At 64.1% G+C, this 24064-nt stretch carries 24 protein-coding genes and 4 pseudogenes; 12 read left to right on the top strand and 16 right to left on the bottom strand.

Annotated features, from left to right (window positions below; translation table 11 throughout):
• The 4 genes from ABZS43_RS04290 to ABZS43_RS04275 are packed head-to-tail and all read left to right on the top strand — an operon-like array spanning nucleotide 1 to nucleotide 4098.
• Nucleotides 1-1212: an acetyl-CoA C-acetyltransferase gene (locus ABZS43_RS04290; protein WP_355034343.1), complete on the top strand. Its 1212-nt coding sequence runs from the start codon at nucleotides 1-3 to the stop codon at nucleotides 1210-1212.
• Nucleotides 1209-1700, top strand: a complete 492-nt coding sequence (locus ABZS43_RS04285; RefSeq protein WP_355034342.1) for a MaoC family dehydratase — start codon at nucleotides 1209-1211, stop codon at nucleotides 1698-1700. Before ABZS43_RS04290 ends, ABZS43_RS04285 begins: the two co-directional genes overlap by 4 nt.
• The gene (locus ABZS43_RS04280; RefSeq protein WP_355034341.1) at nucleotides 1697-2902 is read left to right on the top strand and encodes an acyl-CoA dehydrogenase family protein; all 1206 of its coding nucleotides are present in this window, start codon (nucleotides 1697-1699) and stop codon (nucleotides 2900-2902) included. Before ABZS43_RS04285 ends, ABZS43_RS04280 begins: the two co-directional genes overlap by 4 nt.
• A gap of 2 nt (nucleotides 2903-2904) precedes the next feature.
• Nucleotides 2905-4098: an acyl-CoA dehydrogenase family protein gene (locus ABZS43_RS04275; RefSeq protein ID WP_355034340.1), complete on the top strand. Its 1194-nt coding sequence runs from the start codon at nucleotides 2905-2907 to the stop codon at nucleotides 4096-4098.
• A gap of 167 nt (nucleotides 4099-4265) precedes the next feature.
• Here the strand turns inward: ABZS43_RS04275 and ABZS43_RS04270 are convergent.
• Nucleotides 4266-4539: pseudogene (locus tag ABZS43_RS04270) on the bottom strand (hypothetical protein); the annotation flags it as partial.
• Between the two features lie 1292 nt (nucleotides 4540-5831).
• Between ABZS43_RS04270 and ABZS43_RS04265 the strand changes: the two are divergent.
• Entirely contained in the window at nucleotides 5832-6125 is a 294-nt protein-coding gene (locus tag ABZS43_RS04265; protein WP_355034339.1) for an alpha/beta hydrolase fold domain-containing protein, read from the top strand.
• A gap of 50 nt (nucleotides 6126-6175) precedes the next feature.
• On the opposite strand, the gene ABZS43_RS04260 is transcribed toward ABZS43_RS04265, so the two are convergent.
• Nucleotides 6176-7153 carry a hypothetical protein gene (locus ABZS43_RS04260; protein WP_355034338.1) on the bottom strand — a complete coding sequence of 326 codons (978 nt, stop codon included), beginning with the start codon at nucleotides 7151-7153 and terminating at the stop codon, nucleotides 6176-6178.
• 655 nt (nucleotides 7154-7808) lie between these two features.
• Here ABZS43_RS04260 and ABZS43_RS04255 point away from each other — a divergent pair.
• A complete protein-coding gene (locus ABZS43_RS04255) occupies nucleotides 7809-8564 on the top strand; it encodes a helix-turn-helix domain-containing protein (RefSeq protein ID WP_355034386.1) in 756 nt (251 codons plus the stop codon).
• Here ABZS43_RS04255 and ABZS43_RS04250 read toward each other — a convergent pair.
• The gene (locus ABZS43_RS04250) at nucleotides 8561-8713 is read right to left on the bottom strand and encodes a hypothetical protein (RefSeq protein WP_355034337.1); all 153 of its coding nucleotides are present in this window, start codon (nucleotides 8711-8713) and stop codon (nucleotides 8561-8563) included. The genes ABZS43_RS04255 and ABZS43_RS04250 overlap by 4 nt on opposite strands.
• On the opposite strand from ABZS43_RS04250, the gene ABZS43_RS04245 reads away from it, so the two are divergent.
• Nucleotides 8712-8897: a hypothetical protein gene (locus ABZS43_RS04245; protein ID WP_355034336.1), complete on the top strand. Its 186-nt coding sequence runs from the start codon at nucleotides 8712-8714 to the stop codon at nucleotides 8895-8897. The genes ABZS43_RS04250 and ABZS43_RS04245 overlap by 2 nt on opposite strands.
• Nucleotides 8898-9165: 268 nt before the next feature.
• Here ABZS43_RS04245 and ABZS43_RS04240 read toward each other — a convergent pair whose 3' ends face one another.
• The gene (locus tag ABZS43_RS04240; RefSeq protein WP_355034335.1) at nucleotides 9166-10347 is read right to left on the bottom strand and encodes a cytochrome P450; all 1182 of its coding nucleotides are present in this window, start codon (nucleotides 10345-10347) and stop codon (nucleotides 9166-9168) included.
• A gap of 275 nt (nucleotides 10348-10622) precedes the next feature.
• On the opposite strand from ABZS43_RS04240, the gene ABZS43_RS04235 reads away from it, so the two are divergent.
• The gene (locus ABZS43_RS04235; protein WP_355034334.1) at nucleotides 10623-10943 is read left to right on the top strand and encodes a GYD domain-containing protein; all 321 of its coding nucleotides are present in this window, start codon (nucleotides 10623-10625) and stop codon (nucleotides 10941-10943) included.
• Between the two features lie 50 nt (nucleotides 10944-10993).
• Here ABZS43_RS04235 and ABZS43_RS04230 read toward each other — a convergent pair.
• Together ABZS43_RS04230 and ABZS43_RS04225 are read right to left on the bottom strand one after the other, a co-directional pair.
• Nucleotides 10994-12758, bottom strand: a pseudogene (locus ABZS43_RS04230) (acyclic terpene utilization AtuA family protein).
• A gap of 21 nt (nucleotides 12759-12779) precedes the next feature.
• A pseudogene (locus ABZS43_RS04225) lies at nucleotides 12780-13084 on the bottom strand (TIGR03084 family protein); the annotation flags it as partial.
• A gap of 303 nt (nucleotides 13085-13387) precedes the next feature.
• Between ABZS43_RS04225 and ABZS43_RS04220 the strand changes: the two are divergent.
• Nucleotides 13388-14199, top strand: a protein-coding gene (locus ABZS43_RS04220; protein WP_355034385.1) for an IS5 family transposase whose coding sequence is annotated in 2 segments (ribosomal slippage) — nucleotides 13388-13732 and nucleotides 13735-14199 — 810 coding nt in all. Because the reading frame shifts where the segments join, the coding sequence is not laid out codon by codon here.
• 883 nt (nucleotides 14200-15082) lie between these two features.
• On the opposite strand, the gene ABZS43_RS04215 is transcribed toward ABZS43_RS04220, so the two are convergent.
• The 6 genes from ABZS43_RS04215 to ABZS43_RS04190 form a co-directional block, all read right to left on the bottom strand.
• Entirely contained in the window at nucleotides 15083-15412 is a 330-nt protein-coding gene (locus ABZS43_RS04215; RefSeq protein WP_355034333.1) for a DUF559 domain-containing protein, read from the bottom strand.
• Nucleotides 15409-16083: a hypothetical protein gene (locus ABZS43_RS04210; protein WP_355034332.1), complete on the bottom strand. Its 675-nt coding sequence runs from the start codon at nucleotides 16081-16083 to the stop codon at nucleotides 15409-15411. The genes ABZS43_RS04215 and ABZS43_RS04210 overlap by 4 nt, the downstream gene beginning before the upstream one ends.
• A 97-nt stretch (nucleotides 16084-16180) precedes the next feature.
• Complete coding sequence (locus ABZS43_RS04205) at nucleotides 16181-16510, bottom strand: hypothetical protein (RefSeq protein WP_355034331.1); 330 nt, start codon at nucleotides 16508-16510, stop codon at nucleotides 16181-16183.
• Between the two features lie 20 nt (nucleotides 16511-16530).
• The gene (locus ABZS43_RS04200) at nucleotides 16531-16767 is read right to left on the bottom strand and encodes a hypothetical protein (RefSeq protein ID WP_355034330.1); all 237 of its coding nucleotides are present in this window, start codon (nucleotides 16765-16767) and stop codon (nucleotides 16531-16533) included.
• Nucleotides 16768-16872: 105 nt separating this feature from the next.
• Entirely contained in the window at nucleotides 16873-17178 is a 306-nt protein-coding gene (locus tag ABZS43_RS04195; protein WP_355034329.1) for a DUF6788 family protein, read from the bottom strand.
• A gap of 76 nt (nucleotides 17179-17254) precedes the next feature.
• Nucleotides 17255-18520: a cytochrome P450 gene (locus tag ABZS43_RS04190; protein ID WP_355034328.1), complete on the bottom strand. Its 1266-nt coding sequence runs from the start codon at nucleotides 18518-18520 to the stop codon at nucleotides 17255-17257.
• Nucleotides 18521-19024: 504 nt separating this feature from the next.
• Here ABZS43_RS04190 and ABZS43_RS04185 point away from each other — a divergent pair.
• Nucleotides 19025-19129 (top strand): annotated as a pseudogene (locus ABZS43_RS04185) (DNA-binding response regulator); the annotation flags it as partial.
• A 7-nt stretch (nucleotides 19130-19136) separates the two neighbouring features.
• On the opposite strand, the gene ABZS43_RS04180 reads toward ABZS43_RS04185, so the two are convergent.
• Nucleotides 19137-19688, bottom strand: a complete 552-nt coding sequence (locus tag ABZS43_RS04180; protein WP_355034327.1) for a dihydrofolate reductase family protein — start codon at nucleotides 19686-19688, stop codon at nucleotides 19137-19139.
• Complete coding sequence (locus tag ABZS43_RS04175) at nucleotides 19685-20164, bottom strand: alcohol dehydrogenase catalytic domain-containing protein (protein WP_355034326.1); 480 nt, start codon at nucleotides 20162-20164, stop codon at nucleotides 19685-19687. Before ABZS43_RS04175 ends, ABZS43_RS04180 begins: the two co-directional genes overlap by 4 nt.
• A 195-nt stretch (nucleotides 20165-20359) precedes the next feature.
• Between ABZS43_RS04175 and ABZS43_RS04170 the strand changes: the two genes are divergently transcribed.
• Nucleotides 20360-20800, top strand: coding sequence for a hypothetical protein (locus tag ABZS43_RS04170; RefSeq protein ID WP_355034325.1), 441 nt, complete (start codon nucleotides 20360-20362; stop codon nucleotides 20798-20800).
• 7 nt (nucleotides 20801-20807) lie between these two features.
• Here ABZS43_RS04170 and ABZS43_RS04165 read toward each other — a convergent pair whose 3' ends face one another.
• The gene (locus ABZS43_RS04165; RefSeq protein WP_355034324.1) at nucleotides 20808-21833 is read right to left on the bottom strand and encodes an alpha/beta fold hydrolase; all 1026 of its coding nucleotides are present in this window, start codon (nucleotides 21831-21833) and stop codon (nucleotides 20808-20810) included.
• Between the two features lie 257 nt (nucleotides 21834-22090).
• On the opposite strand from ABZS43_RS04165, the gene ABZS43_RS04160 reads away from it, so the two are divergent.
• Nucleotides 22091-23131 carry a hypothetical protein gene (locus tag ABZS43_RS04160; RefSeq protein ID WP_355034323.1) on the top strand — a complete coding sequence of 347 codons (1041 nt, stop codon included), beginning with the start codon at nucleotides 22091-22093 and terminating at the stop codon, nucleotides 23129-23131.
• Between the two features lie 14 nt (nucleotides 23132-23145).
• Here the strand turns inward: ABZS43_RS04160 and ABZS43_RS04155 are convergent, their stop codons facing one another.
• Nucleotides 23146-23964 (bottom strand): SAM-dependent methyltransferase, encoded by an 819-nt coding sequence (locus ABZS43_RS04155; RefSeq protein WP_355034322.1) that lies wholly within the window; start codon nucleotides 23962-23964, stop codon nucleotides 23146-23148.
• Nucleotides 23965-24064: the final 100 nt, after the last annotated feature.

Below are 24064 nucleotides of genomic sequence, written 5' to 3'. Positions count from 1 at the left end.
ATGCGTGAGGTCGTCATTTGTGAACCCGTTCGCACTCCTATCGGAAGGTATGGCGGGGTGTTCCAGTCATTGAGCGCGGTAGATCTCGGTGCCGCTGCCCTGACTGGGTTGCTGAGCCGAACCGGTATCGACGCGACCGCTGTGGACGACGTGATTCTCGGGCATTGCTACCCGTCGTCGGAGGCACCGGCGATCGGCCGGGTGGTCGCTCTGGAATCCGGGCTCCCGGTTTCCGTGGGTGGCCAGCAGATCGATCGGCGCTGTGGCTCGGGCCTGCAGTCGGTGATCAACGCCGTACTTCAAGTCGGGTCCGGCGCCAGCGAGGTGGTGGTCGCCGGTGGTCTGGAATCGATGAGCAATGTCGTCTTCTACTCCAGTGATATGAGGTGGGGTGGGGCACGTACTGGCGTGCGGATCCACGATGGGTTGGTCCGTGGCCGTGAGACCGCTGGCAGTTCCCGTTATCCAGTGCCGGGCGGCATGCTCGAAACCGCCGAGAATCTTCGGCGAGATTACGAGATAACCCGGGAAGAGCAGGACGTGCTGGCCGTCCAGTCGCACGCCCGGGCAGTAGCTGCCCAAACCGATGGTTTGTTCGCTGAGGAAATTGTTCCGGTCGTGGTGAAACGCCGAACGGGCGAGGAGATCATCGACACCGACGAGCACCCTCGTCCGGATATGAGCCTGGACAGCCTGGCTCGGCTCCGGCCGATTCTGAGGTCGAGCGACTCGGAGGCGACGGTCACTGCGGGGAATGCGAGCGGGCAGAACGATGCGGCCTCCATGGCGCTGGTGACGACGCCTGCGCGGGCCGCAGAGTTGGGTTTGCGGCCGCTCGTTCGGCTGCACTCGTGGGGTCTGGGTGGCGTAGCTCCCGACCGTATGGGTATCGGGCCCGTCCCAGCCACGGCACGGGCACTGGCGGCGGCTGGTCTCACGTTGGCGGATATGGATGTCATCGAACTCAATGAGGCCTTCGCCGCGCAGGCACTGGCGGTGATGCGGGAGTGGGGTGTCGCTCCGAGCGAGGACCGGATCAACCCACACGGTTCGGGGATCTCGCTGGGGCATCCGGTCGGGGCGACCGGGGGCCGTATGCTGGCGTCCTTGTCGCGGGAACTTCACCGTCGTGACGGGCGCTACGGTCTACTGACGATGTGTATCGGCGGCGGGCAAGGGCTGGCCGGAATCTTCGAGAAGGTGGCGGCATGAGTCAAGTGGTCACCTCCAGTACGGAGGCGGTCGAATTGATCGGGCTGAGCCTCGGCCCGAGCGAACTGCTCGTGGTCGACCAGAACCGAATAGACCTCTTCGCACAGGCCACGGGCGATCATCAGTGGATCCATGTCGACCCCGAGCGTGCTGCGGGTGGTCCGTTCAAAGGAACCATCGCGCACGGATTCCTCACGGTGTCGTTGATACCCTACTTCGCGGCACAGATCATCACCTGGAACTTCGGGACGGCTCGGCTCAACTACGGCTCCGATCGAGTGCGTTTTCCGGCACCGGTCCCGGCCGGGGCGACGCTACGGGCATCGGCCGGGATCATCGACGTCCGCACCGACGTCAAGGGCACATCCATCACCACGCGGTTCACCATCACCGCAGACGGCGCGGTCAAACCGGACTGTGTTGCCGACCCCACAACCCCGGTGATCGGGGAGTCGCCCGCTGATACCGTCAGGGTGGAATTATCATGACCGTTGTCAACGACTCCCGCACCCAGCGCGGGATCGAGCAGGTCAGCGCAGAGGATTTCGTCGATATTCTCAGGGTCACCAAAGAGTTTGTGCGCTCCAGAGTTGTTCCGCGGGAACTGGAGATCATGGACGCCGATCGTGTGCCCGACGACCTGCGCGTCGCGGCCGCCGAAATGGGGCTGTTCGGGTACGCGATCCCCCAAGAATGGGGCGGCCTCGGGCTCAACCTCATGCAGGACGTAGAGCTGGCGATGGAGTTCGGCTACACCACCCTCGCGCTGAGGTCGATGTTCGGAACCAACAATGGCATCGCCGGTCAGGTTCTCGTCGGCTACGGTACTGATGAGCAGCGAACTCAGTGGCTCAGCCGGATCGCCTCCGGCGAGGTGATGGCCTCTTTCGCGTTGACCGAACCCGGTGCCGGCTCGAACCCCGCCGGGCTGCGGACTCGCGCAACCCGCGACGGCGACGACTGGATCATCAACGGCAGTAAACGGTTCATCACCAACGCGCCGTGGGCCGACCTGTTCATCGTCTTCGCCCGCACTCGGGAACCGCAGGAGAAGGACCCGGGTATCGCGGTGTTCCTGGTCCCAGCAGACACTGCCGGGATCGAGGTCGGCCCGAAGGACCGCAAAATGGGCCAGGAGGGCGCCTGGACAGCCGATATCACGTTCGCCGATGTCCGTGTGCCCGCTGCCGCGCTGGTCGGCGGAGCCGAAGAAGTGGGTTATCGTGCAGCGACCAGTTCGCTGGCCCGGGGCCGAGTGCACATCGCGGCACTGGCGGTCGGCTCGGCACGTCGTGCGCTCGACGAGTCGGTGGCCTACGCCGCCGCCGCGACACAGGGCGGGGTGCCCATCGGCAACTTCCAGCTCGTCCAGGCACATTTGGCCGATATGCAGACGGGGGTCTTGGCCGGCGAGGCACTGGCCCGCGAGTGCGCCCGCAAGTATCACACCGGCGAGGACCGGCGCGTCGGGCCTTCGGTGGCAAAGCTGTACTGCACGGAAATGGCAGGCGACGTCGCAGACCGCGCGGTCCAGGTGCACGGAGGGATCGGGTATATGCGTGAAGTTCCTGTCGAGCGCATCTATCGCGACGTGCGACTGCTGCGGCTCTACGAAGGAACGAGCGAGATCCAGCGGCTCATCATCGGCGGTTCGTTGGTCAAACGCGCCCAGCAGGCGCAGGAGGTTTGATAATGGGACGACTGGCCAACACCGAGAACCTGACCGATGTTCAGACCGAGATCGTGGGAACGATACGCGATTTCGTCGACAAAAAGATCATTCCGGTCGCCCAGGAACTAGAGCACGCCGACGAGTACCCGACCGAGATCATCGAAGGTCTCAAGGAACTCGGGGTGTTCGGCCTGACCATCCCCGAGGAGTTCGGTGGACTCGGAGAATCGCTGCTGACCTACGCGCTGGTGGTCGAGGAGATCGCCCGCGGCTGGATGAGCGTGTCAGGGGTGATCAACACACACTTTATCGTCGCCTACATGCTCATTCGGCATGGCACCGACGAGCAGAAACAGAAGTACCTGCCGCAGATGGCCACCGGGGAGGTGCGCGGTGCCTTCTCTATGTCGGAACCCGGCCTGGGTTCCGACGTTTCCGCTGTCTCGACGAAAGCCACCGACCTCGACGACGGAACCTACTCGATCACCGGGCAGAAGATGTGGCTGACCAACGGTGCTACTTCGACACTGGTGGCGCTGTTGTGCAAGACCGATGAGGGTGCGGATTCGGTCTACAAGAATATGACGACGTTCCTGGTGGAGAAAGAGCGCGGATTCGGCCGGACGGCGCAAGGTATCAATGTGCCCGGCAAGATCGAGAAGATGGGCTACAACGGGGTCGAGACGACCGAACTCATCCTGGACGATCACCGGATTTCCGCGGGACAGATCCTCGGCGGCACACCCGGCCGCGGATTCTTCCACATGATGGACGGGGTGGAGGTCGGCCGGGTAAATGTCGCCGCGCGTGCATGTGGATTGTCGATCCGAGCCTTCGAGCTCGGAATCTCATACGCTCAGCAACGCGAAACGTTCGGTAAACCGATAGCTGAGCACCAGGCGATCCTTTTCCGCTTGGCCGAGATGGCAACAAAGGTCGAGGCCGCGCATACGATGATGGTGCGTGCTGCCCGGCTCAAGGACTCCGGGGCACGAATGGATGTCGAGGCGGGCATGGCGAAGATGCTCGCCAGTGAGTACGCCAATGAGGTCGTCGAGGCGTCGTTCCGTATCCACGGCGGCTATGGATACTCCAAAGCGTACGAGATCGAACGAATTTACCGGGAGTCGGCCTTCATGCTGATCGGTGAAGGCACGAGCGACATCCAGAAGACAATCATCGGTCGAGCGCTGCTCAAGGATTACAAGCTGTGACGACATCGATTCTCCATGTGGTTGAGGCCGATCTGGTGGTGGGAGAGTTCGCGACATCGGCCGACTGTCGGTGTGCTGTCGCTTCCATCCCAGGGTTCGGAATATCGAATCCGAAGTGCGTCCGGTAACGCGGCGGGGACTAGTGTGCTGCGTCTGAAATTTGGCAATTAAGTTGTTGATTTGTTTTGGGGGTTGTTCGGGTTGATCTTGGCGAGGTAGTCGGCGAGGGATTTGAGGATTGGTCTGCAGTTTGGTCCAGCGGAAGGGGTGTGGGTTGTCGTTCCAGGTGGCGATCCAGTCGGTGATGTCGTGCTCGAGGGCTTTGACCGAGGTGTGGACGCCGCGGCGGATGAGTTTGTCGGTGAGTAGCCCGAACCAGCGTTCGACCTGGTTCATCCAGCTGGCGCCGGTGGGGGTGAAGTGGATGTGGAAGCGAGGGTGATTCTGTTCGGGCCACCATCTATATTTCCTTTCGCTCACTGGTGCCGACCGTGCCTCGGGTGTGGATGCAGGCGGGTCGCCAGCGGTCCGGCGAGAATGCGCCTGCGGGCTACTTCCCCTGGAACAGTCGTTCACAAGGTAGACGTGGTATGAGCTCCGAACGTTCGGCATCACCACGGATAATTTCGAGGGTGCACCAGCGTCTTCGCATCCAATCTTGTATCAGATTGTCTATCGCTGAGACGGCGACCATGTAGTCGAAAACCTGATCGGCCAGCCAAATTCGTAGATGTATGTCCCCTTCAGCTGGAATCCAGTCGGTCGACGCGGCGGGACTTCTGCCGGGCTTCGGTTCCGGTGATGGTTTGGAAGAAGGATCCTTTACCTTCCGCAGTGGATCACTGTATTCGGCAGCTGCGGGAACGGAGTGAGCACGTCGGTCGACATCACAGGAATGGTTTGTCATCATCTGCCTCGACGGAGTTCGCGAGATATCGCTGTCGGAACTGGAGCGAACCGACGGCTGATGGGGAGACGGGACGAGGAGCCGCCGGTGTCGCGATGGCTGTCCTGGCCGAGTCTGCCGACTTCGTGAATCGCATACCCACCTCGGTTCGATTTCCCCGGCACATCTGCCGGTATCGGTTCGCTACCGGTCGACCATCTTCGGTCGATAAAATCTCCGGGCACCGACGAACATGTACCACCTAGTTATACTGGTAGTCTGAGTGTGTGTCCAGGGTTGCGTAGAACTTCGAGTGAACCGTCCACGGTCGACCACGTCGGCCTTCAACCATCGGCGCACCATCTCCCTCGCGGGAAAGGTGCCCAACTGGTCGAGAAGGTGATCGTGATCGACGCGATCGAACGCCGCCGCCGCCAAATCAGCGTCGAGGACCCACATCATGCGAGTATTCCTCCCGCACAGCGTGTTATAGATGACCCCGATCGCATGACAGCCCCGGCCCGGGCGGAACCCAAAGGATCTCGCCTCGAACCGGGCCTCCGCACCTCGCCGTTACCAGCGACGCACGTCCGGGTGGGGACGAGTCATCGGACACGAACCCGGGACTACCCTGACATCGGCGGTTCCGCCGTCCCCCTCTCAAAGAGCGTCCACTCGATACACACGACCGATATTCAGCCAAGGACTTCCGTGAATCACTCGCTCGCACCAGGAATGAGAATCTCTGGAACCTCGTTCGTACCGGACCTTCTGTGTCGCAGATGTCGATGGACCAGCTCGTGAAAATCCAGATTTACGACACGAAAAAAGGCAACATAGCTCTTCGATGACCGGCCGGAGGAACCCGCAGGGGCCTCGAACCGCAGTCGTCAATTGCCACGGTAGAGGCTGGACGGTCGGCGGGTTGGCTGCCAGCGATTGGCCGCGCAGCTTGGTCGGCCGGGACCTGAATATCGTTGTGGTGTCAGTCGACTACCGGCTCGCACCCGGTATGAACACCCTCGCCTGCAACGCGGGAGTCCGCTTCGCCCGCGGCGCTGTACGCCGCCGCGGTTGCCGAGGCGACGACACGCGCGGGGGTGAAACGTCGCGGACTGGCAGGATGCCGCCACCCAGGTGAGCGTCGCGTTGCTCGCAACCTCGCCCGAGGCAGGTAGTGACGATGTCAGGCTAGGGTGTCATGGCGATCGTCGGGCCGTCGGACACGACTACGCCGGTGTCGACCGGTTCTCGGCCGGAGGGGATCAGGCTGCCGTCGTCGTGGACCTCGTAGGTGTGCATTCTGGTGGTTCCGTGTGTGGTGGGGGTATCGGCCAGGTAGAGATATTTGCCGTCAGGATGCGCTGTGATGTGTCCCCACGAGATACCTCCCGGGGCGGGGTAGGGGGAGCCGGGCAGTGCGAGCAGTTCGCCGTCATCACTGACCTGGAATCCCGCTACCGAACCTCCACCCGACCCGGCGGCTGAGGTATTGGAGACATACAGTCGTTTGCTGTCGCCGCTGAGTACGTTGCCGTGGGCAATGCCACCGGTCGGGTAGGGCGAGCCGGGGGTGGGCGTGAGGTTGCCGTTCTCGCCGATCGAGAAGCCCGAGACAGTCGCGCCGACCCCGTCGCTGCGGTACAGATAGCGCCCGTCAGGGGTGTATACGGGGGCGACGGGTCCGAGAATCCCGCCGGTCGCGTCGAGTGAGGTGACTCGTCCGTCGGCTCGGATCGAGGTGGCGGACAGTGTGACAGCAAGGTAGGACGCGAGTTGCAGGGAGTGTCCGGTTACGTCTATGCCTGCGGTGCGCAAGTCGCTGAGTCGGTTGACCCGAACGGGAGGTGCACCGGTCCCGACGAGCGCTCCGGACGGGGCGATCGAATACTGGTAGATCTGGGCCGGAACACCGCTGATCACCACGAACAGTTGTGAGCCGTCCGGTGAGAGATACACGGCTGCGGGTGGGGTGCGGAAGGTGATGTTCGCTACGGTGTGCAGGGTTCCGTTGTCGTCGAGTCGGTAGCCGGTGACCGATCGGTCGTCGATGTGTGGAACGTAGACGGTGCGGCCGTTGGGTGAGACGACCAGTGACAGCACACCGGGGCCGGTGGGGAAGGGGCTGTCGGGGACGTTCGACAGCGTTCCGTCGCCATCGACTCCCAAGACGGCGATAGTGTTCGACCTGCTACTCGCGACGAGTAGATAATGTGACGGCGTAGTTGATGCGTGCGCCGGGGCGGCGAAACCGATGACGATCGCTAGGAGTGCGGTTAGAGCCGTCGCGGCGGTGCGTTGTGTGCTGAACTTCGGTCCGTCCGGGTTCGAAATCGCCATCGGGTCTGTCTCCTCCGTGGGATGGGGATGGAAGCGGAGTGTCGGTACCACCTGCTGGCGGTGACCCGATGTCGTTGTCCGTCTTTCGAATGTTCGGATCGTACGCGCGGAATCGGCGGCGGCCGTAAAGTCTGTGTGTAACAACATTTTCCGCTGCGGTATGGTGATTTGTCACAGCACACGGAAGTGCGGACCGCGCTGCGTCGGTTCGCTGAATCGTCGATCACGTCCGCGTTCCACGGTCGTGCCATGCAATCCACCGTTCACCCGGCGACAGCTTCGCGGTGTTGGGATCACCGCAGCAGCGGGCAGTCGTGGCGCGGACGCTAGTGCGGTGACCACGAACGTTCACCGGTTGGGTGACACGCCGTGGTGAATCCTGTGGCGGGTGTGGTTGTTGCGGCACTGTCGATGACGGAATGGTTGTCGAGAGTGTGGGTGGTGTTCGGTGCCGGAACCAGTTCGAGCGCGTCGGTTGACCGATGTGGAAGGTCAACGGCTGCAACAGATCGTGCGTCGGGGTAAGGGGTCGGCGATACGAGTGCGTCGCGCGATGATCATCATGGTCTCGGCATCGGGTACGCCGGTGGCGGCGATCGCGCGGTTGGTCGCCGCTGACCCCGATACCGTGCGGGAGGTGATCCACGCCTTCAACGAGAAGGGCCTGGCCGCGTTGGACCCTCGGTGGGCGGGAGGCCGTCCCCGCCTGATCAGTGATGACGACATCGAATTCGTCGTCGCGACGGCCACCACGCGCCTGGTGAGGCTCGGTATGCCCTTCACCCGCTGGAGTGTGCGCAAACTCGCTGGCTACCTCGCTTCGGCTTCCGGGCGCACGGTGCGGGTCGGGCGGGAACGGTTGCGCCAGATCCTGCACGAGCGCGGGATCACCTTCCAGCGGACCCGCACCTGGAAGGAGTCCAAGGACCCGGACAAAGAGGCGAAGTTGGATCGGATCGAGCAGGTCACCACCGACTATCTGAATCGGTGTTTCGCCTTCGACCAATTCGGGCCGCTGTCGATCCGGCCCTGCCACGGCTCGGCTTGGGCGCCGACCGGCAAACCTCACCGCCTGCCCGCCACCTACTATCGCACGCACGGTATCCGCTACTTCCACGGCTGCTACAGCCTCGCCGATGACCAGTTGTGGGGCATCACCCGCCGAGGTAAAGGTGGCGACCACAGCCTCGCGGCGTTGAAATCGATCCGCGCCGCTCGTCCCGACGGTGAACCGATCTAGGTGATCCTGGACAACTTGTCGGCGAACAAGACACCCCGAATCCGTTGCTGGGCAGAGAGAAACAACGTCGAGTTGTGCTTCACCCCGACCAGCGCGTCTTGGGCGAACCCGATCGAGGCCCAATTCGGGCCGCTACGTGCCTTCGTCATGGGTGACTCCGACCACCCCAACCATCCGGCACTGGCCCGCCGCCTGCAGGACTACCTGCGCTGGCGCAACACCAACGCCTGCCACCCCGACGTGCTGGCAGCCCAACGCCGCGAACGCGCCCGCATCCGCAGCGAACGCCAACAACGCTGGGGCCGACCCCGAACCACCACGAACGCTGCCTGACCGGCAAACGTAAGTGGTCAACGCACTAGCGGTGATCGAACCTGTATTCGACATGTCGCGACCCGCGCTCGAGGACCGTTCGTGGAAGGCTCGCGCGAACCTCGCGGTCTAACCGTCGGTAATCCTTGATCGCGGACGCTTTTCGGCGGTGGGTCGGACTGATCGCACGAGTTCGCCGATACGCGACTGAGTGCCGACCTCTCTCCGTAATTGACTGCTGTGCAAATCAATTAGGGTCAATTCATCGACGCGGAATCCTGGACGCTGGTTAAGCGGTGGACAGTGGCACCGATGCGGGAAAGACGGCGGGGAGTGCGTCGAGCATTCGGTGCAGCGGTCCTGGTCGCCAGGTCAGCCTGTCCGGCGGAACCGCCAGTGAGATCTCCGGCAGGGCGTCGAGGAGTTGGTCGATCGCCTCCTGGGCGATGATCATCGCCAGCGGTTGCGCGGGGCAACTGTGCGTGCCCGCGCCCCACGCGAGGTGAGAGCGATTGCCGGTGCGGTCGCCGGCGACCTCCGGGTCGTTGTTGCACGCGGCCGAACTGATGACGACCGGTTGATGGGCTGGCAACCACACATCGCTGAGCAACTGCGGATTGCGCGGATATCTGACGCAGAAGTTCGCCCACGGGGGATCGGTGAACAGGACTTCGTCGATCGCGTCGCGGGTGGAGATCGCCCCGCCGAGTACATTGCCGCCGAAGCGGTCGTCGGTCAGCATGAGCAGCAACGTGTTCAGGATCAATCCACAGGTCGGCTCGGTGCCCGCCGCGTACAGAAGCGCTGTCTGGTGCACCATTTCGACGTCGTCGAGGTGCGCGGAATGGGCCATCAGCCACGAGGTGAGGTCTTCGCCCGGATTTTCCCGTTTCTGCCGCACGACCTCCAGCAGAACGCCTTCGAATATCTCGTTGCCGCGCTGCGCGGTTTCGGTATCGGCGGCGTTCAGGACGGCGGCCATCCCCGCCTGGGCCTTGTGCCCCTGCTCGGAGGGAAATCCCAGCAGTTCGTTCAATACACGGAAAGTCAGCGGGAAGGCGTACCGGGTGAGCAGTTCGGCGGATCCGGATTCGCAGAATGTGTTGATCAGCGGGATGGCGGTGCGTTCCACCACCGATCGCAGCGTGTGCATGTCGACGCGCCCGAGGGCGGCGGTGACCGCGCTCCGGAGTCGGACGTGCGCTTCGCCCGTATTGCGCAGCGGGATCGGCCGCCATTGCAGCAGCGGCAACACCGGACAGCTGCCGGGGATGTGTTGCTCCCACATCCGTGGATCGGCGGGATAGTGCGCTTCGTCGTCGAGTATTCGTAGCGCCTCGCGATAGCCGATCACCAAGGTGGCGGGAACTCCCGGTGCCAATTCGACGGGTGCCAGCGTCGGGTGGCGGTCGCGCATCTCGCGGTATATCCGGTGCGTATCGGCCATGAATCCGGGCGTGTACAAGGGCACGCGCGGACCTCCGGCAGCGGCGACGGGCGAGGATTGCTGAGTGGCTTCATGGGTTTGCCGGTGTGACGGCAGAGCCGGTGGGGTTGTCACAGACGGACTCTAGACAACAGTTGCCGATCGTGTGCGCTGATCGCTCGGTCGCCCTCGCGGTGAAGGCGGATTCGCACCCGGTTGTGCGTGAACTGTGATCGCCGTTCCGGGGTGGTGCCTTGCCGATCGCGGCTTCGCCGGGCGACGATGGGCGCAAGCGTTTTCATCTGACTTCGGTGGGTGATATGCAGCGGTTTCTGGGGGAGGTGAGCTACTCGTCGGCGGGTGCGAGCGGCCTGTTGGTCGAGGGCGGCAAGGCCCGGCGCGACGCGATCGTGCGGATGGTCGAAAGCGTCGGCGGGACCGTCGAATCCTGCTATTTCGCGTTGGGCGCGCGGGATCTGTTCGTCATCGGCACCGTCCAGGACACCGAATCCGCTGCGGCCCTTGCTATCCGAACGGCAGCCTCCGGTGCGGCCTCTTCACATTCGGTACCGCTGTTGACACCGGAACAGATCGATGACGCTGTCGGTCGCGCGGCGGAATATCGACCGCCGGGTGGTTGAGCGTGTTCGGTCGGTGTGCCCGATCCGAGCGGATCGGGCACACCGAAGGGTCAACGGGACTGTGCGAGGAGTTCTTCCGGCACATCGGTGTGGACCGCGCGCAGATACTCACCCAGCCCCTTGGCTTGCGGATCGGTCCGTGTCGAAGAGGCCACGCCGTCACCGAGGAAGCCCACGATGACGAAATTCAGCGCGCGCAGGTTCGGGAACTCGTAGCGATGGACTGTGAATCCCCGCGCTTCGGTGACCAGTTCCAGGAATTTCTCGGTGGTGAGATGGGTGCGCAGCCAGTCCCACCGTTCGGCGCTGTCCGTCCATACCCCCACATTGGCGTTGCCGCTTTTGTCACCTGAGCGCGCCGCGACGACCGCGCCGAGCGGTCCTCGCGTGGTCGGGCCGAAATCTGTTGCTTCGCGCAACTTCTCGTGGTCGGCCGGGCGGTCGGCGAGGTGCTCTTGGAACACGGGGCCGTGCGCGATCGACTCCCGGCTGCCGTCGGCGTGCACGACGACGTGTTCTATCTCCGCGGCCGGAATCGTTGTCGGCCAATACACGCCGAATTCGGAGGCCGAGGACGGCGGGGTCGTGGTGTGGAAGCCCGCGAATCCGCCGACGTAGAGTTCCAGCACGGCATTGGAGAACGCGCGGTCGACCTTGGCCCGGCGGTGGTCCTTGACGGTGATCCGCAGATGCGCTGTCGCCTCACCGATCCGGGTGGGCGCGACGGTGTCGTAGCGGAGTAGTTGGACATCGACCTCCTCGAAAGATGCTCGGCCACCGAGGATCTCGAACAGCTGATCGGTTGCCCAGCGTGCCTTGTCCTCGATATCGAGGCCGGTGAGCACCAAGGTCATGGTGTTGCGGTAGCCGCCGATGTAGTTCATCGCGACCTTGAGCGTCGGAGGTGGCGGCGAACCGGTCGCCCGCCCCGCACCAGGACGCGGTCGGGCCCCTGCCTGGTCAGTTCGAGGTGTCGAAGTGGGCGACGACGTCGGGGTTCTTGTAGGCGGGGGAGTCGACCTCGTACAGCAACTGCGCGATGACGGTTCCCGGGGAGATCAATCCGCCGGTGTCCTCGTGTTTGGTGATCACGAAGCTGCCGTCATGGGCGAGTTCGGCGATCGGTGAACCCGGATACCGCCGGTCGGCGATCTCGTGGATCTGTGAATAGTTGCCGCCGGTGGCCTGCGGACCGCATTCGATGATGTGCCCGGCCGCCACCGCGCCCGCGAGTGCGTCGAAATCCGTACGCTGCCAGCCGTGCTACCAGGCACCGACTCCGAGAACCAGTGCGGCATCGGTCACGCGCGGCGCGATGACCACATCGGCGCCACGGGCCAGCGCGGCGGCGATTCCCCAGCCGCCCAGGTAGGCGTTGGCCGATACCGGCTCGGCTCCGGACTGTTCGAGTGTCTGCCCTGTGTCCAAGTGCAGGAATCGATGGCCCGCGGCCCGTAGTCGTGGTAGCCGGGGCGCGATGTCGTCACCTTCGATATGCGCGACGGTCATCTCGATGCCGTCGGCGCGCAGGAGCGCGCGCACCCGGTCGGCCAACCCCGCCGGATTCAGGCCACCGGCGTTCACCACGACCTTGATGCCGCGTTCGGCGCAGAGCCGGGCCGACTGCGCGAACTGGGTCAGGAACATTCGCGCATAACCAGATTCGGGATCCTTCTGCCTGGCCTTTCACAGGATGAGCATGGTCAACTCGGCGAGGTAGTCACCGGTCACCACATCGATCGGCCCTCCTTCCACCAGATCACGGAAGGAGGCGATCCGGTCGCCGTAGAAGGCCGACGCGTTGCCGATACGCACCGGGCGGCGCGGCCGTCTCGTTCATCGGGTTTCCTTTCGGGATGCGCCGGAGGTGCTGGAGCGGCCGGGTCCCGGCGCGCCGCCGAAGGCCTGTGCCACCCGCAACCAGGACGCGGCGACCGCACCCTCGACGAGGAGCGCGGTGTCGTCGAGATGGCGCCTCTGGGTGACGACGAGGACGAAATCCTCCGCGGGCCCGGACACCCGGTTCACGGCGTCCTCGGGACCCCAGGTCCAGAGGTCTCGGTCGACTCGCGTGCGGCCAATTCCACGCGAACCTGCTCGTCGGGGACGTCCATACCGTTGAGGCGATGGGCGAATGCTCGGGGCGATCGATGGTCAGCCAGGCGACGCCGTCGCGGATCTCGTACCGCACCGTGTCGCTCATTCGCCGACCTGCCCGTCCTGGACCACGGCCAGTACCTGGCCCGCGTCGACCTGGGCCGACACCGACACCGGAATTCACCGAGCACCCGCTATGCGGCGATCGGGGAGCGGACCGACACCGTCGTGGCATGGTTCGTTATCGAGAAACGCGGCGCTATAAGACCGTGTCTCATGTCGCGTTGGATCGTTCATCGTGTGTCGTAACTGTTTGTGTTGCATGATGTCTGGTCGTGGTCGATGTTCTGTCGCAGCGTCTGGTGCCCGACGGGTTGTGGGCGCTGGCCGAGCCGTTGTTGCCGAAGTTCGAAGCCCGTGCCCAAGGTGGCGGGACCGCGCCGGTCGATGAACGTGCGGTGTTCACCGCGGTCGTGTTCGTGCTGACCAGCGGTTGCGCGTGGCGGATGCTGCCGCCCTCGTTCGGGGTCACCGTTCCCACGGCGCACCGCCGGTTCACCGCGTGGACCGAAGCAGGTCTGTGGCGGCGACTACATCGGGCGGTACTCGACGAGCTGGGTAGCAAGGGCTTGATCGACTGGTCGCGGGCGGTGGTGGACGCGGCCTCGATACGAGCCAAAAAGGGGGTGCTATGACCGGTCCGAGCCCGGTCGATCGCGGCAAATCCGGCTCGAAACTGCATGTGTTGTCCGATCGAGCCGGAATCCCTCTGGCCGTAGCGATTTCGGCAGCCAACACCAACGACGCCGAAGCGCTGCGCCCACTGGTCCGCGCGATCCCGGCGGTGCGGTCGCGACGTGGTCCACGTCGGCGTCGACCGGCGAAGTTGCACGCCGACAAGGCATACGACCACACCGAACTGCGTAGGTGGGTCCGCGACCGCGGCATCGTCGTCCGCATCGCCCGCAAAGGCATCGAATCCAGCGACCGCCTCGGCCGACAACGTTGGGTAATCGAACGGACGATCTCCTGGCTGACGGGCTATCACCGACTCAACATCCGCTACGACCGCAAGGCCACCCACTTCCTCGGCTTCCTGACTCTCGCCGCGGCCCTTACCGGCTACAAGAAACTCGCCAAGACTAAATCCGCGACGTGAGACACGGTCTAAGCAAACTGGTCGTCGATCGCATACAGCCCTCGGTTTCCGACGAAGCGGTAGCCCTGCGCGGAATCGTCGACGCCGCGCTGGAGCCGCTCCGGATCCTGGGCGGCGACAACGTCGAATTGGTGGTCGACCCCACCGACGACCTGCTCCTGGACGTCCTGAGATCCGCCGCTTCCACCGCGATCGGACCGAACTCGTCTTCGCGCCGAACAGTTCTGTCGGCTCGACCGCCCCGCAGGGGCGGGCCGTCGCCGACATCGTCTGAAGCACCGGACAGGACAGCTGACACAATATCGACAGTAGGAGAATCTCATGGACAGCAATCTTCTTCGACTGCTCCGCGCCTGGCCGGTCCGTCAACCGGATTACGTCGGATCGTCCTCCTGAGTGGTGGTGACGCCGTCACCACCCTGAGAAAGGGTGGGGTGGTGACCTGCGATGTTGACGCCGTCACCACATCGACGCTAGTTTGAGTCACGAATCGACGCGAACGGTCCTGAAAGAGCATGTGACCAGCGAGGATGACTACGCGCGAGTCCGCTGACCTGGCATTTCTGTAGAGTAGGGGACGGGGTTCGAGTCCCCTTAGCTCCACAGAAATTGCAGGTCAGGCCCGGTCTCAGACCGGGCCTGACCTGTTTTTCGCGTCTTGCCCCCCGTTTACCCCCCGTTTTGCTTCTGAATTCTGTTTGGCCGGTGGTGGGGCTGACGCGGTCGTACACCACTTGGTCAGCCCGCTGTGCCTCGGCACGATGACGTTCGGATCCTGGGCAGCTCCGATCCCGACGCGTCGATCGACATCATCCGTCGAGCGCTCGACGAGGCTGCCGCAGTCCTTCGCTCCGACATCACGCAGGTCGGCGTCGACGTCTGCTCATCTCATGCGTTCCTGGAGTGCGTCGAAGAAGGCGGCCACCGTGGCCTTTGCATCACTTCGAACCAGTTCTTGCCCGCCGAATCGGTAGACTTCGTAGCCCGCAAGTCTCAGTCGACGATCTTCGATCATCATCGTGGCGTAGCGCGATGGGTCAGCTATGCCGCGGTCATCTGCATAATGCTGGCGGCCGTCGAGCTCGATCACAACACGCTGGCGATCGCTGAACAACAACAGGAAGTCCATCCGTTGCCTCGCCAGAGGCCCGGTCCTGGTACCTCTTTGGCGGAGCGTGTAGGGGTCGTAGTGGAGGTAGACCTGCGGGATCAATGCTGGAATGCCGAACCGAACTTCGCATACCGCTCACCGTAGGTGGTGAAGATCAGTCGCTCTGCGTCGTTTTCGGCGAGGCTTGCACTCAGTCGGCGGTGCAGCGACAGTCCCACCGCCCGGTCATCTTGATCTCCGAGACCTTCACGGGCTCTCCACCATTCGATCAGATGCCGGAAGGTCAACCCTTCCGCAGGAAGGGACTGGTCGTAAACGAGGCAGTGTTCCGCGTTCTTGATGATCTGAATGTCGTTATTGACCGCATCGCGAAGTACGAGCTCCGGCTTGGGGCCATTCGCCGCGAAGATGAGGTTCTCGACTGGCGACCCTACTCCACCACCTCTGTCGTATTCGGCCAGCAGTGCAGGCAGCACCTCGGTGCCCGCATAGCCGTCCGCCGCAATCCTGCGGGCCAGGCCGATCAGTTGGGGAAGCGCCCACTCATCGGTGTAAGCCTGGATCAGGTCGCGCTTGGAGTAGGAGAGGTCCGATGGTGAATCATCCTGTGTCCAGGACAACTTCAGCTCATCCGCCAGCACCACCTCCAGCTCTACGCGGGTGAACCCCATGAGTACCGACTCGATCGCCGCCCGAACGGTCCGTACCGAGACGGTCAACCTGCGCGGAACGGGCGGAGGTGCGAGGGCCTCCGAAAAAGACTTCCAGTCCATCACCCCCTCATTGTCGCTGCACTGTCCGACATGACTCGGGGCTCAGGCAAATACGCGATGTCCGACGGCCGAGTTCCCCACGTCAGCCTGCAGGTCGTCAAACTGCCGACGCCCGCCCCGACCGATCCCTCGTCGCCGACAGCCGGCTTTCCCGGAGCACAAGCGAGTCCCGAAGGTAGTTTGTCGCAGGTTCGTGCCCTCGGCGGGGCACATCGAACATAGGAACGGGGATGAACTGCTGTTTTCCTGCGGGTGGCTGGTGATCCAGGCGGAGTACTAGCATCCGGTCGTTGACATCGCCGGGATCGTAGATGCCGTCGGCATCGATCAGCAGCGTCTCGGTGATCGCCGCGAACTCCATCAACCGCGCAACCTCCGCGTTGGAGCGCGCCAGCCGCGAGATCTCGATCCCGAAGATCGCCCCCACCTCCCCGGAGCAGACCCCGCTCACGAGTTCGGTGAACCTGCCCGGACCACACCGAACCGGCCCGAGACCCCCAGGTCGGTGTCGATCACCACGACATCGCCGCGCGCCCAGCCCAGCCACACCGCCTCCTCCACCAGACCGTACTGGCGTGTCGTGGACTCGGTGTGCTCGCGCACCTGAGCCATCGACGACTGACGCGGATAGATCACCGCCAGCCGCTCCCGATGCGCCCCGGTGATCTTCGTTTCGACGTTCATCACTGCAGCTCTCCAGCGCCGAGATCGCCATATTGGCCAGCACCGCAACAACTTCGGTGCGTGCGGCCCCAACCAACACCACACCCGGCGCGAGCGCGGTCACGGCTATCCCAGCTCTCGCCGGGTCAACAGTGCGGTGTTGATCGCCGAGATGCCCGACAACACTTCGGCGACCTCCTCTCCACGGGTCAGGCGCGTCCGCACCGCCGAGACCAGGCTCGACGGCACGTATTTCGAACGACCCCGACCAGCGGGTTTCGGGGTGAAGTAGACATACGGGCCATGCGGGTCGCCCTCCGCGCAGCCGCACCCCGGTTTGCCGCAGCGCCGAGCCTGCTCCATCAGCGATCCGATCAGCACCTGCTCGACATCGCCCAACCGCGCGGCCAACCGGCGCCGCCGAGCCAGCAACGCCTGGCGAGATGACGCGATGTCTAGGCTTTTCGCTCAGGCGGCCAAGCTGGCACTCGTGGTGTCGACGGCCGGGTCAGGCCATGACGGAGACGCGGTCCGTGTCGGTGATGGGCCCGGTCCGAGAATCTGTGCGTGCGGCCAGTCGGACCGGCAGACTGGTCAAGCCGTGAATCAATAGGCTCTTTCGCCACGTCAGATCACCGAATGCTCCGTCGAGCGACATATCCGGGAAAGTGGCCAGTAGCCGCGAGATCGCGGTCGTGGCCTCCATGCGTGCCAGGGCGGCACCGAGACAGTGGTGGATGCCGTGTCCGAAGGCGATGTGCCGGCTCTCGGGTCGTTCGAGGTCGATGCGGTCCGGCTCGGCGAACCGGGCGGGGTCGCGGTTGGCGGCGGCGAGCGAGATGAGGATGAATTCGTCCGCGTCGATGTCCTGATCGCCCAGCGTGATCGGGGCGGTGGTGTAGCGAGCCGTGGCCAAGTGCAGCGACCCCTGGCAGCGCAGGATCTCCTCGACGTAGGCGGGTATCGCTTCGGGGTCCGCGCGCAACCGCTCGGCGATCGCGGGCTCGCGGAGTAGCTCGAGTACCGAGTTGCCGATCAGATTGACGGTGGTCTCATGCCCCGCTATCAGCAGCAGGAGCAGCATGGCGATGAGCTCCTGCTGGTCCAGCCGGTCCTCGTGGTCTTTCGCGATGATCAGTTGGGAGAGCAGGTCGTCACGGGGGTCGTCGGTGCGTTCGGCGATCAACGCCGTCAGGTAGGTGAAGTATTTCACCCCGGCGGCGGCGCGTTCCTCGTTCGTGGCCGTGTCGCTGACGACGACGGCGGTCCACGAACGGAAGTCTGCCTTGTCGTCGTCGGGCACCCCGAGCAGTTCGCAGATCACCGCGATCGGCAGCCGGAACGCGTAGCTGTCGATGAGGTCGACAGTCGTTCGTGTGCTGATGTCGTCGAGCAGGGTGTCGGCGATCGAGGTGATTCTCGGTTGCAGATCGCGGATGGCAGGGCCCCCGAACGCCTTTGCCACGAGGCGGCGCAGACGCGTGTGCTGTGGCGGATCGGCGAACAGCATGTTGTCGTTGATGGCGGTGTCGAACATCTCGGCCGCACCGTTTTTGGCCAGCACGGCCTGTCCCTCGGGCGACCCGATGCGCTTGCTGATGGTCGGCTCCGCGAAGGCTTGCTTGGCCACGTCGTGATCGACGACCAACCAGCCGACCACACCGTCCAATCGAATGCGATGGAGGGGACCGCGCTCGCGCAGCGCCCGATAGGTCGCATGCGGATCCTGGTAGAAGTCGTCTGTCAGTTCGAGGATTTCCATCTCGGCTGTCACCGGCCACCGCCGGCCGACGACACCATGGCCGAGCTCGAAAATAGGTAGTGCACTGTCCCTCAGTCCTTTCGACGAACGTTCTGACTTGCGGCCGATGCGGTCCGGACCGAGTAATCGGTCAGGGGTGCATCAGTGAGAGGTCGAGCAGTGTCGATAGCGTGAAACAGGGAGGTCCCGGCCACGGATTAGCCATGGCTACCGTACAGTAAACATCTGAGTGCCCGGGTGGCTTCCGCGTGAAGATCGCATGGAAATGCGTTTGCTCGCACGCCAGGGCGGTTCGGAAGTCGTCGAAGCGGAGTCTTATTCGGAACCATAGAGCGAAACAGATGGTACTCGGCGTCATCCGCGAACGCCTCCTTGCCTCTACCTTCGATCAGCACGGTGATCACGGCTTCGTGGCGAAACATCACGACGCCCGCAGTCCTCGGCGTTCGGCACAGTGGACGACGATGGTATACGGGCGTCGGCGAATTCGGCGTCGATAGTTCAGTCGGACAGCTTGATTCGCTTGTCACGACGCACCTGGCGCACGCGTTCACCACACTCGGCGTCGACGATCGCGCCGCTGCGGTGACGGTCGCGCTCGAACGAGGGTGCCGCGGTTGAGCGGACCTCAGTCGGCGAGGTAGCGCAGCATCACCACGGTGTTGAAGTGCCTGGTCTCGGCCAATCGGAGCCCGATGCGCTTGTCCAGTGATGGGAAGAGCGGTGTGCCGCCGCCGAGCACTATGGGCGAGAGGAACAGCTGGTACTCGTCGATGAGCCCGTGTGGCATCAGCGAGGCCGCGAGGTTCGCGCCACCGACCTCCATGACGCCATCGCCTCCGGCCTTGAGCCTGCGGACCTCCTCGACCGCGTTCGCACTGACCAGGGTGCTGTTCCACTGGACTTCGGTGAGTGTCCGGGAGAAGACGACCTTGGGCTTGTTCGTCCAGAGCTCGCCGAACTCGCGCTCGATGCGCGACGCGTTCTCGGGCACGTGCGGCCAGTACTCGGCCATCAGCTCGTACAGCCGGCGGCCGTGCAGCGAGATCTCGATCTTGCGGTAGCGGTCGTTGTGGAACTGGTGCAGCTCCTCGTCCGGGGTAGTCCAGTCGATGCTGCCGTCGCGGTCGTTGACGTAGCCGTCGAGGGACACGCCGAATCCGTAGATCAGTTTCCTCATGACCTGGTAGACCTCCTACACGCTCGAAACTCATCGGTGTTCATCGGACTCACCTGACGGCCATCGAGGCATCGGAAGCTGAGGAAATCGAGGTTGAGCAGGGTGGGTCCGAGTCTCGGTGCGGTGTCCTCAGTCGATGCGGCGGATGCCGAGGCTGCGGACCCACCGGGGGGTCGTGGTGGTCGAAGAACTGGGTCTCGCCGGTGTCGAGGGCGGCGATGTCGGCCATGTCGGCGGCGGTGAGGTCGAAATCTCGGGAGGCTGTGCACGCTGTGTACCTGCGCGCCCGCGTCCTCGATGATGCCGAGGAATTCGTGCCCCATCTCGGTGCCGTGTTCGGAGGGGGCCATCGATCGATAGGGGTGCAGGTCGCTGCCGCAGACGCAGGAGCGCACGATTCGCACGACAGCGTCGGTCGGTTGTTCGATTTTCGGGTCGGCGATGTCCTCGACGCGGACGTCGCCGGGGCCGTACATCCACGTTGCTCACATCGGGTGGATCCGCCTTTCCGTCTGGGTGAATGGCAGGGAGAGAGGGCGTCGACTTGTCATCGGCCGATCGCCTCACCGGGGTAATACCCAGCAAACCGTGTTTGTCGTCGCGGTGGGAGGGTCTGCTGAGTCAGGTAATCCAGGACCTCCCAGCGGAGGTGTCGGAGTGACGCGACCGTGGTGGGGGTGCTTGGGCGGATACTGCCGAGCCGCAACATCACGCTGCCGCGCGAGGAAAGCCTCATCAACAATCTGACGAGCCTGACCCTCGCCACAGCTCTACTGCTGGTCGTGGTCGTGGCTGTCGTGCTCATCGCGGTACGCATGGACCCGGAAGTCGCCGAGCGGCTGCGAAACGAGTACACCGAACACCTTCGAGCCCTCGGCGCCGACAATCTTCAGGCCGACGAACCGGCCATACGGCACGAACAGCAGTACACCGCAATACGACTGGCCTTGCTGGCCCGCGAACGCGCCACCGTGATAGGGCTGCATGACGAACACCGTATCGACGACACGGTGTTACTCGATATCCAAACCGCATTCGCCGCCGGAGAAGTCCGCCTCGGCCACGAAAGATCATCGGCGCCGGTCAATTCTGCGCTGATGAGCACCGGCTGACCGGGTATCACCGTCCGACGACGGTCCGCATCCAGTCGACGACGGCGTCCTGATAGGCGACGGTATTGCGCGCGAGATTGACCGAGTGGCCGCTGCGCGGAAGGACGAAGGTGCGCAATTGTGCGGCGGGAGTGAAGTATTGGGCCTCGGCGTCGAGCAGTGTCGCGCTGTCGCGGCAGATCGTGTACCCGGGCCCGCAGGACAATCGGTCCAGGCTGCCGTTGACCAACAGGACCGGTGCGTTGATCAGCGAGGACATCCCGGGCAGGGTGGAGGTGAGCCCGTCGGGATATTCGGTGAGCGAGAAGGTCTCCTTGGTCGACTCGTCGAGGGCCAGCACCTGTGGATCCACATTTCCGTCGCCGTAGAAGTCGCGCTCGCGGGTGCCGGGGCGGGTCACCAGATAGCCGGAATCGAGTCCGCGCGAAGCGAAGACGGGATCGTCGGCGGCCGGATGGTAGGTGCTGATCACCCCCAGCACCTCGGGGATGTCCAGCGCGTGCGAGTATCCGGTGAGCAGGACGCCGTCGACGTCGTGGTAAGCGGTGGCCTCCATGACCGAGGTGCCCGAACTCAGCGAGTGACCGGCGGTGACCACTGTGGCGAAGGGCGCGACGCCGGTGACGCCGTGGCGCAGTGCCTGCACGATGCCGTGCAGGGCCTCGGCGGTGGCCGTGGCGGTCAGCGACACGCTGGGCGGTTTGCTGCTCGCGCCGTTGCCGAGTCGATCGGCCACCAGGGTCGCGTAGCCCGCCGCGTTCATGGCCCGGCGGAAGTTGTAGGTTTCCGGGGCATAGGGGAAGTCCCAGTAGGTGTGGTTGTAGTTGGAGCCCGCCATGAAAACCATCACGGTGTCGGTGGGCCGATCCGGCAGGCATAGGCTGGCGGCCAGGATGCCCTGGGGCGCCGCGAAACTCAGCTCGCGGCACTGATCCGGCGGCGCTGTTGGTTCGGCGTCGACGGTACCCGGGCACATGAGGCACAGCAGCATTGCCGCAGCGGACGCGGCCAGGGTTCGGACCGAGGTTCGCACGCGAGGAGCTCCCTTGGGTGGCGACGATGAGCGCCGACCTGTGACTATCGGTGAGGCAGGTTATAGCGCCGTGCCCGCGCTACGCAAGATAGCGACACCTCGGCGAATCTCTATAGAACCCGGTTGGTTTCACAGCTATCGCGCGGTAAAGGATTGTGCGATGCTCCACGGCGGGGCCGGTCGGTACGGCGAATCGCCGTCGACCTGTGCCGGGCGATGAGGATGTTTCTGGAAGGTTGCGGTTGACGATGCACGACATGGGCACACGGGCGGTGCACCTCGTTGGCAGTTATCCGGCGGAGACTGCGGAGGAGGCGATGCTGGCGATGCTGGACGGCGCCGGTTCGCGCCTGCTGACTCTCCCGACCGGGGAGACGAGCCGCTACGAGTACTACATCCAGCCGATCATCGAAGGGTTGGCAGCGCAGGGGGTGCTGGAGGTCAAGCGGGCCGGATCGTGGAATTCGAGCCGGGAGCGCACCGTGTATCGCGTGCCGCGCGGCACCGAATTGACCGGTGATTCCATGGAACTCGGATATCACGGCGAGGCGGTGGAGGCGCTGCCGATCTACCGTCGGCTGCGCGCCGAGCGCGATCTACCCGGCCTGCCATTGCAGATCGGCATGCCGACCGATTTCACGCTGGCCTTCATCGCGATGGGCATCGACGGTATCCGCTCGCACCGTGATGCCTTTCGGGATGCGACGGTCCGCGATATCGCGGCGATTCGTGAGTTGGCGGGCGAGGAGGTGATCGTGCAGTTGGAGGCCACCGCCGAGATGGTGTTGACCGCGAAATCCGCACCGCTGCATCGAGGATTGGACTCGATTCTCGGCATCGGAAAAGGAATCGCCGCATCGGCCGCAGCCGCTCCCGCGGGCACCCGCTTCGGTGTGCACCTGTGCGTCGGCAGTATGAACAACCGGTCCCGCGCCACCATGCGGGACGCACGGCCGCTGGTCGATCTCGCCAATTCGATTGCACGCCACTGGCCGTCGGACCGGCCGCTCGAATACCTCCACGGACCGCTCGCGGCCGGGGATGTTCCGCCGTCCGCCGATCGGCGGTTCTACGCGCCGCTGTCCGATCTCGACCTGGCGCCAGGCACCCGGTTCATCGCGGGATTCGTGCACGAAAGTCCTTCTCTGGAGGAACAATCCACGACATTGCGCGTGATCGAGGAGGCACTGGACAGGCGACTCGACGGCATCGCCAGTGCGTGCGGCCTCGGTCGGCGTCCGCGTGCGATCGCCGATGCCATGGTTGCCCGCGCCGCTGCCCTGGCCGAGGTGAACTGACGCGCCACCGCGGATCAGCGTTTGCGGCCGATACCGCCGAGCAGGACCAGATTGGTGCTGGGTAGATCGTCGTCGAGCCAATCCTGCACGGGGACAACACCCGGTTCGAGCAGGTCGAAACCATCCAGGAGTCTCGACACCTCATCTCCGGTGCGGTAGCGCGGCTGCGAGGAACTGCCCGCGGTGGTGTCGGAGGATTGGGCGATGAAATCCTCGTGCGTATCGACGCTGCCGTGGGTGAAAGCCAGATAACTGCCGGGCGCCAGCTCGTCGCGCAAGCGCGCGACGATTCCGGCCGGATCCTCGTCGTCCATCACGTAGTGCAGGACACCGACGATCAGAATCGCGACCGGTTGATCGAAATCGATGAGCTGTTCGGAACGCAGCCGCTCGATGATGATGTCCGGTTGGCGGATATCGCCCAACATCGATGTGACACCCGGCGAACTGGCCAGCAGCGCATTGGCGTGCACGTGGACGACCGGGTCGTAGTCGACCGCGACCACCCGCGCCGTCGGTTCGATCTCCTGGGCCACCTCGTGCACATTGGGCGAGATCGGGATGCCTGCACCTATGTCGATGAATTGACGCACGCCCGCACGTGCGGCCATTTCCACCGCACGCAACAGGAAACGGCGGCTGAACCAGGCGGTGGTCCTGGTATCCGGTGCGACCGCGAGCATCCGGTGGGCGAATAGCTGGTCGACCTCGTAGTTGTCCTTGCCGCCCAGCATGTAGTTGTAGACGCGCGCCGCGTTCGGCCGGTTGGGATCTGCGCCCTCGGGCACACGTTTGGCCACCGTAGCGGCCCTGTCCTCGGTATCCCCGCTCATGGCCGCAACCCTACTGCGTTCGGATCGAAACCACCTCCGAGCCGACCGTGCGATCTGCCCTGCTCCGATACTCTTGTCTCGCAACCACTTCGGCGGCATT

Origin of the sequence: Nocardia sp. NPDC005366 (genome assembly GCF_040606855.1) — a bacterium.
Lineage (GTDB): Bacteria > Actinomycetota > Actinomycetes > Mycobacteriales > Mycobacteriaceae > Nocardia.
Note: the sequence above shows the minus strand (reverse complement) of the source record. Positions and strands in the feature narration are given on the sequence as shown.

Excerpts from the sequence above, each read along its gene's own strand:
- ABZS43_RS04290 (WP_355034343.1), top strand. The coding sequence starts at position 1 with ATGCGTGAGGTCGTCATTTGTGAACCCGTTCGCACTCCTATCGGAAGG.
- ABZS43_RS04265 (WP_355034339.1), top strand. The coding sequence starts at position 5,832 with ATGACCGGCCGGAGGAACCCGCAGGGGCCTCGAACCGCAGTCGTCAAT.
- ABZS43_RS04210 (WP_355034332.1), bottom strand. The coding sequence starts at position 16,083 with ATGGACTGGAAGTCTTTTTCGGAGGCCCTCGCACCTCCGCCCGTTCCG.
- ABZS43_RS04285 (WP_355034342.1), top strand. The coding sequence starts at position 1,209 with ATGAGTCAAGTGGTCACCTCCAGTACGGAGGCGGTCGAATTGATCGGG.
- ABZS43_RS04250 (WP_355034337.1), bottom strand. The coding sequence starts at position 8,713 with ATGACGAAGGCACGTAGCGGCCCGAATTGGGCCTCGATCGGGTTCGCC.
- ABZS43_RS04155 (WP_355034322.1), bottom strand. The coding sequence starts at position 23,964 with ATGAGCGGGGATACCGAGGACAGGGCCGCTACGGTGGCCAAACGTGTG.
- ABZS43_RS04175 (WP_355034326.1), bottom strand. The coding sequence starts at position 20,164 with ATGTACGGCCCCGGCGACGTCCGCGTCGAGGACATCGCCGACCCGAAA.
- ABZS43_RS04235 (WP_355034334.1), top strand. The coding sequence starts at position 10,623 with ATGCAGCGGTTTCTGGGGGAGGTGAGCTACTCGTCGGCGGGTGCGAGC.
- ABZS43_RS04280 (WP_355034341.1), top strand. The coding sequence starts at position 1,697 with ATGACCGTTGTCAACGACTCCCGCACCCAGCGCGGGATCGAGCAGGTC.
- ABZS43_RS04275 (WP_355034340.1), top strand. The coding sequence starts at position 2,905 with ATGGGACGACTGGCCAACACCGAGAACCTGACCGATGTTCAGACCGAG.
- ABZS43_RS04245 (WP_355034336.1), top strand. The coding sequence starts at position 8,712 with ATGGGTGACTCCGACCACCCCAACCATCCGGCACTGGCCCGCCGCCTG.
- ABZS43_RS04160 (WP_355034323.1), top strand. The coding sequence starts at position 22,091 with ATGGGCACACGGGCGGTGCACCTCGTTGGCAGTTATCCGGCGGAGACT.
- ABZS43_RS04180 (WP_355034327.1), bottom strand. The coding sequence starts at position 19,688 with ATGAGGAAACTGATCTACGGATTCGGCGTGTCCCTCGACGGCTACGTC.
- ABZS43_RS04200 (WP_355034330.1), bottom strand. The coding sequence starts at position 16,767 with ATGAACGTCGAAACGAAGATCACCGGGGCGCATCGGGAGCGGCTGGCG.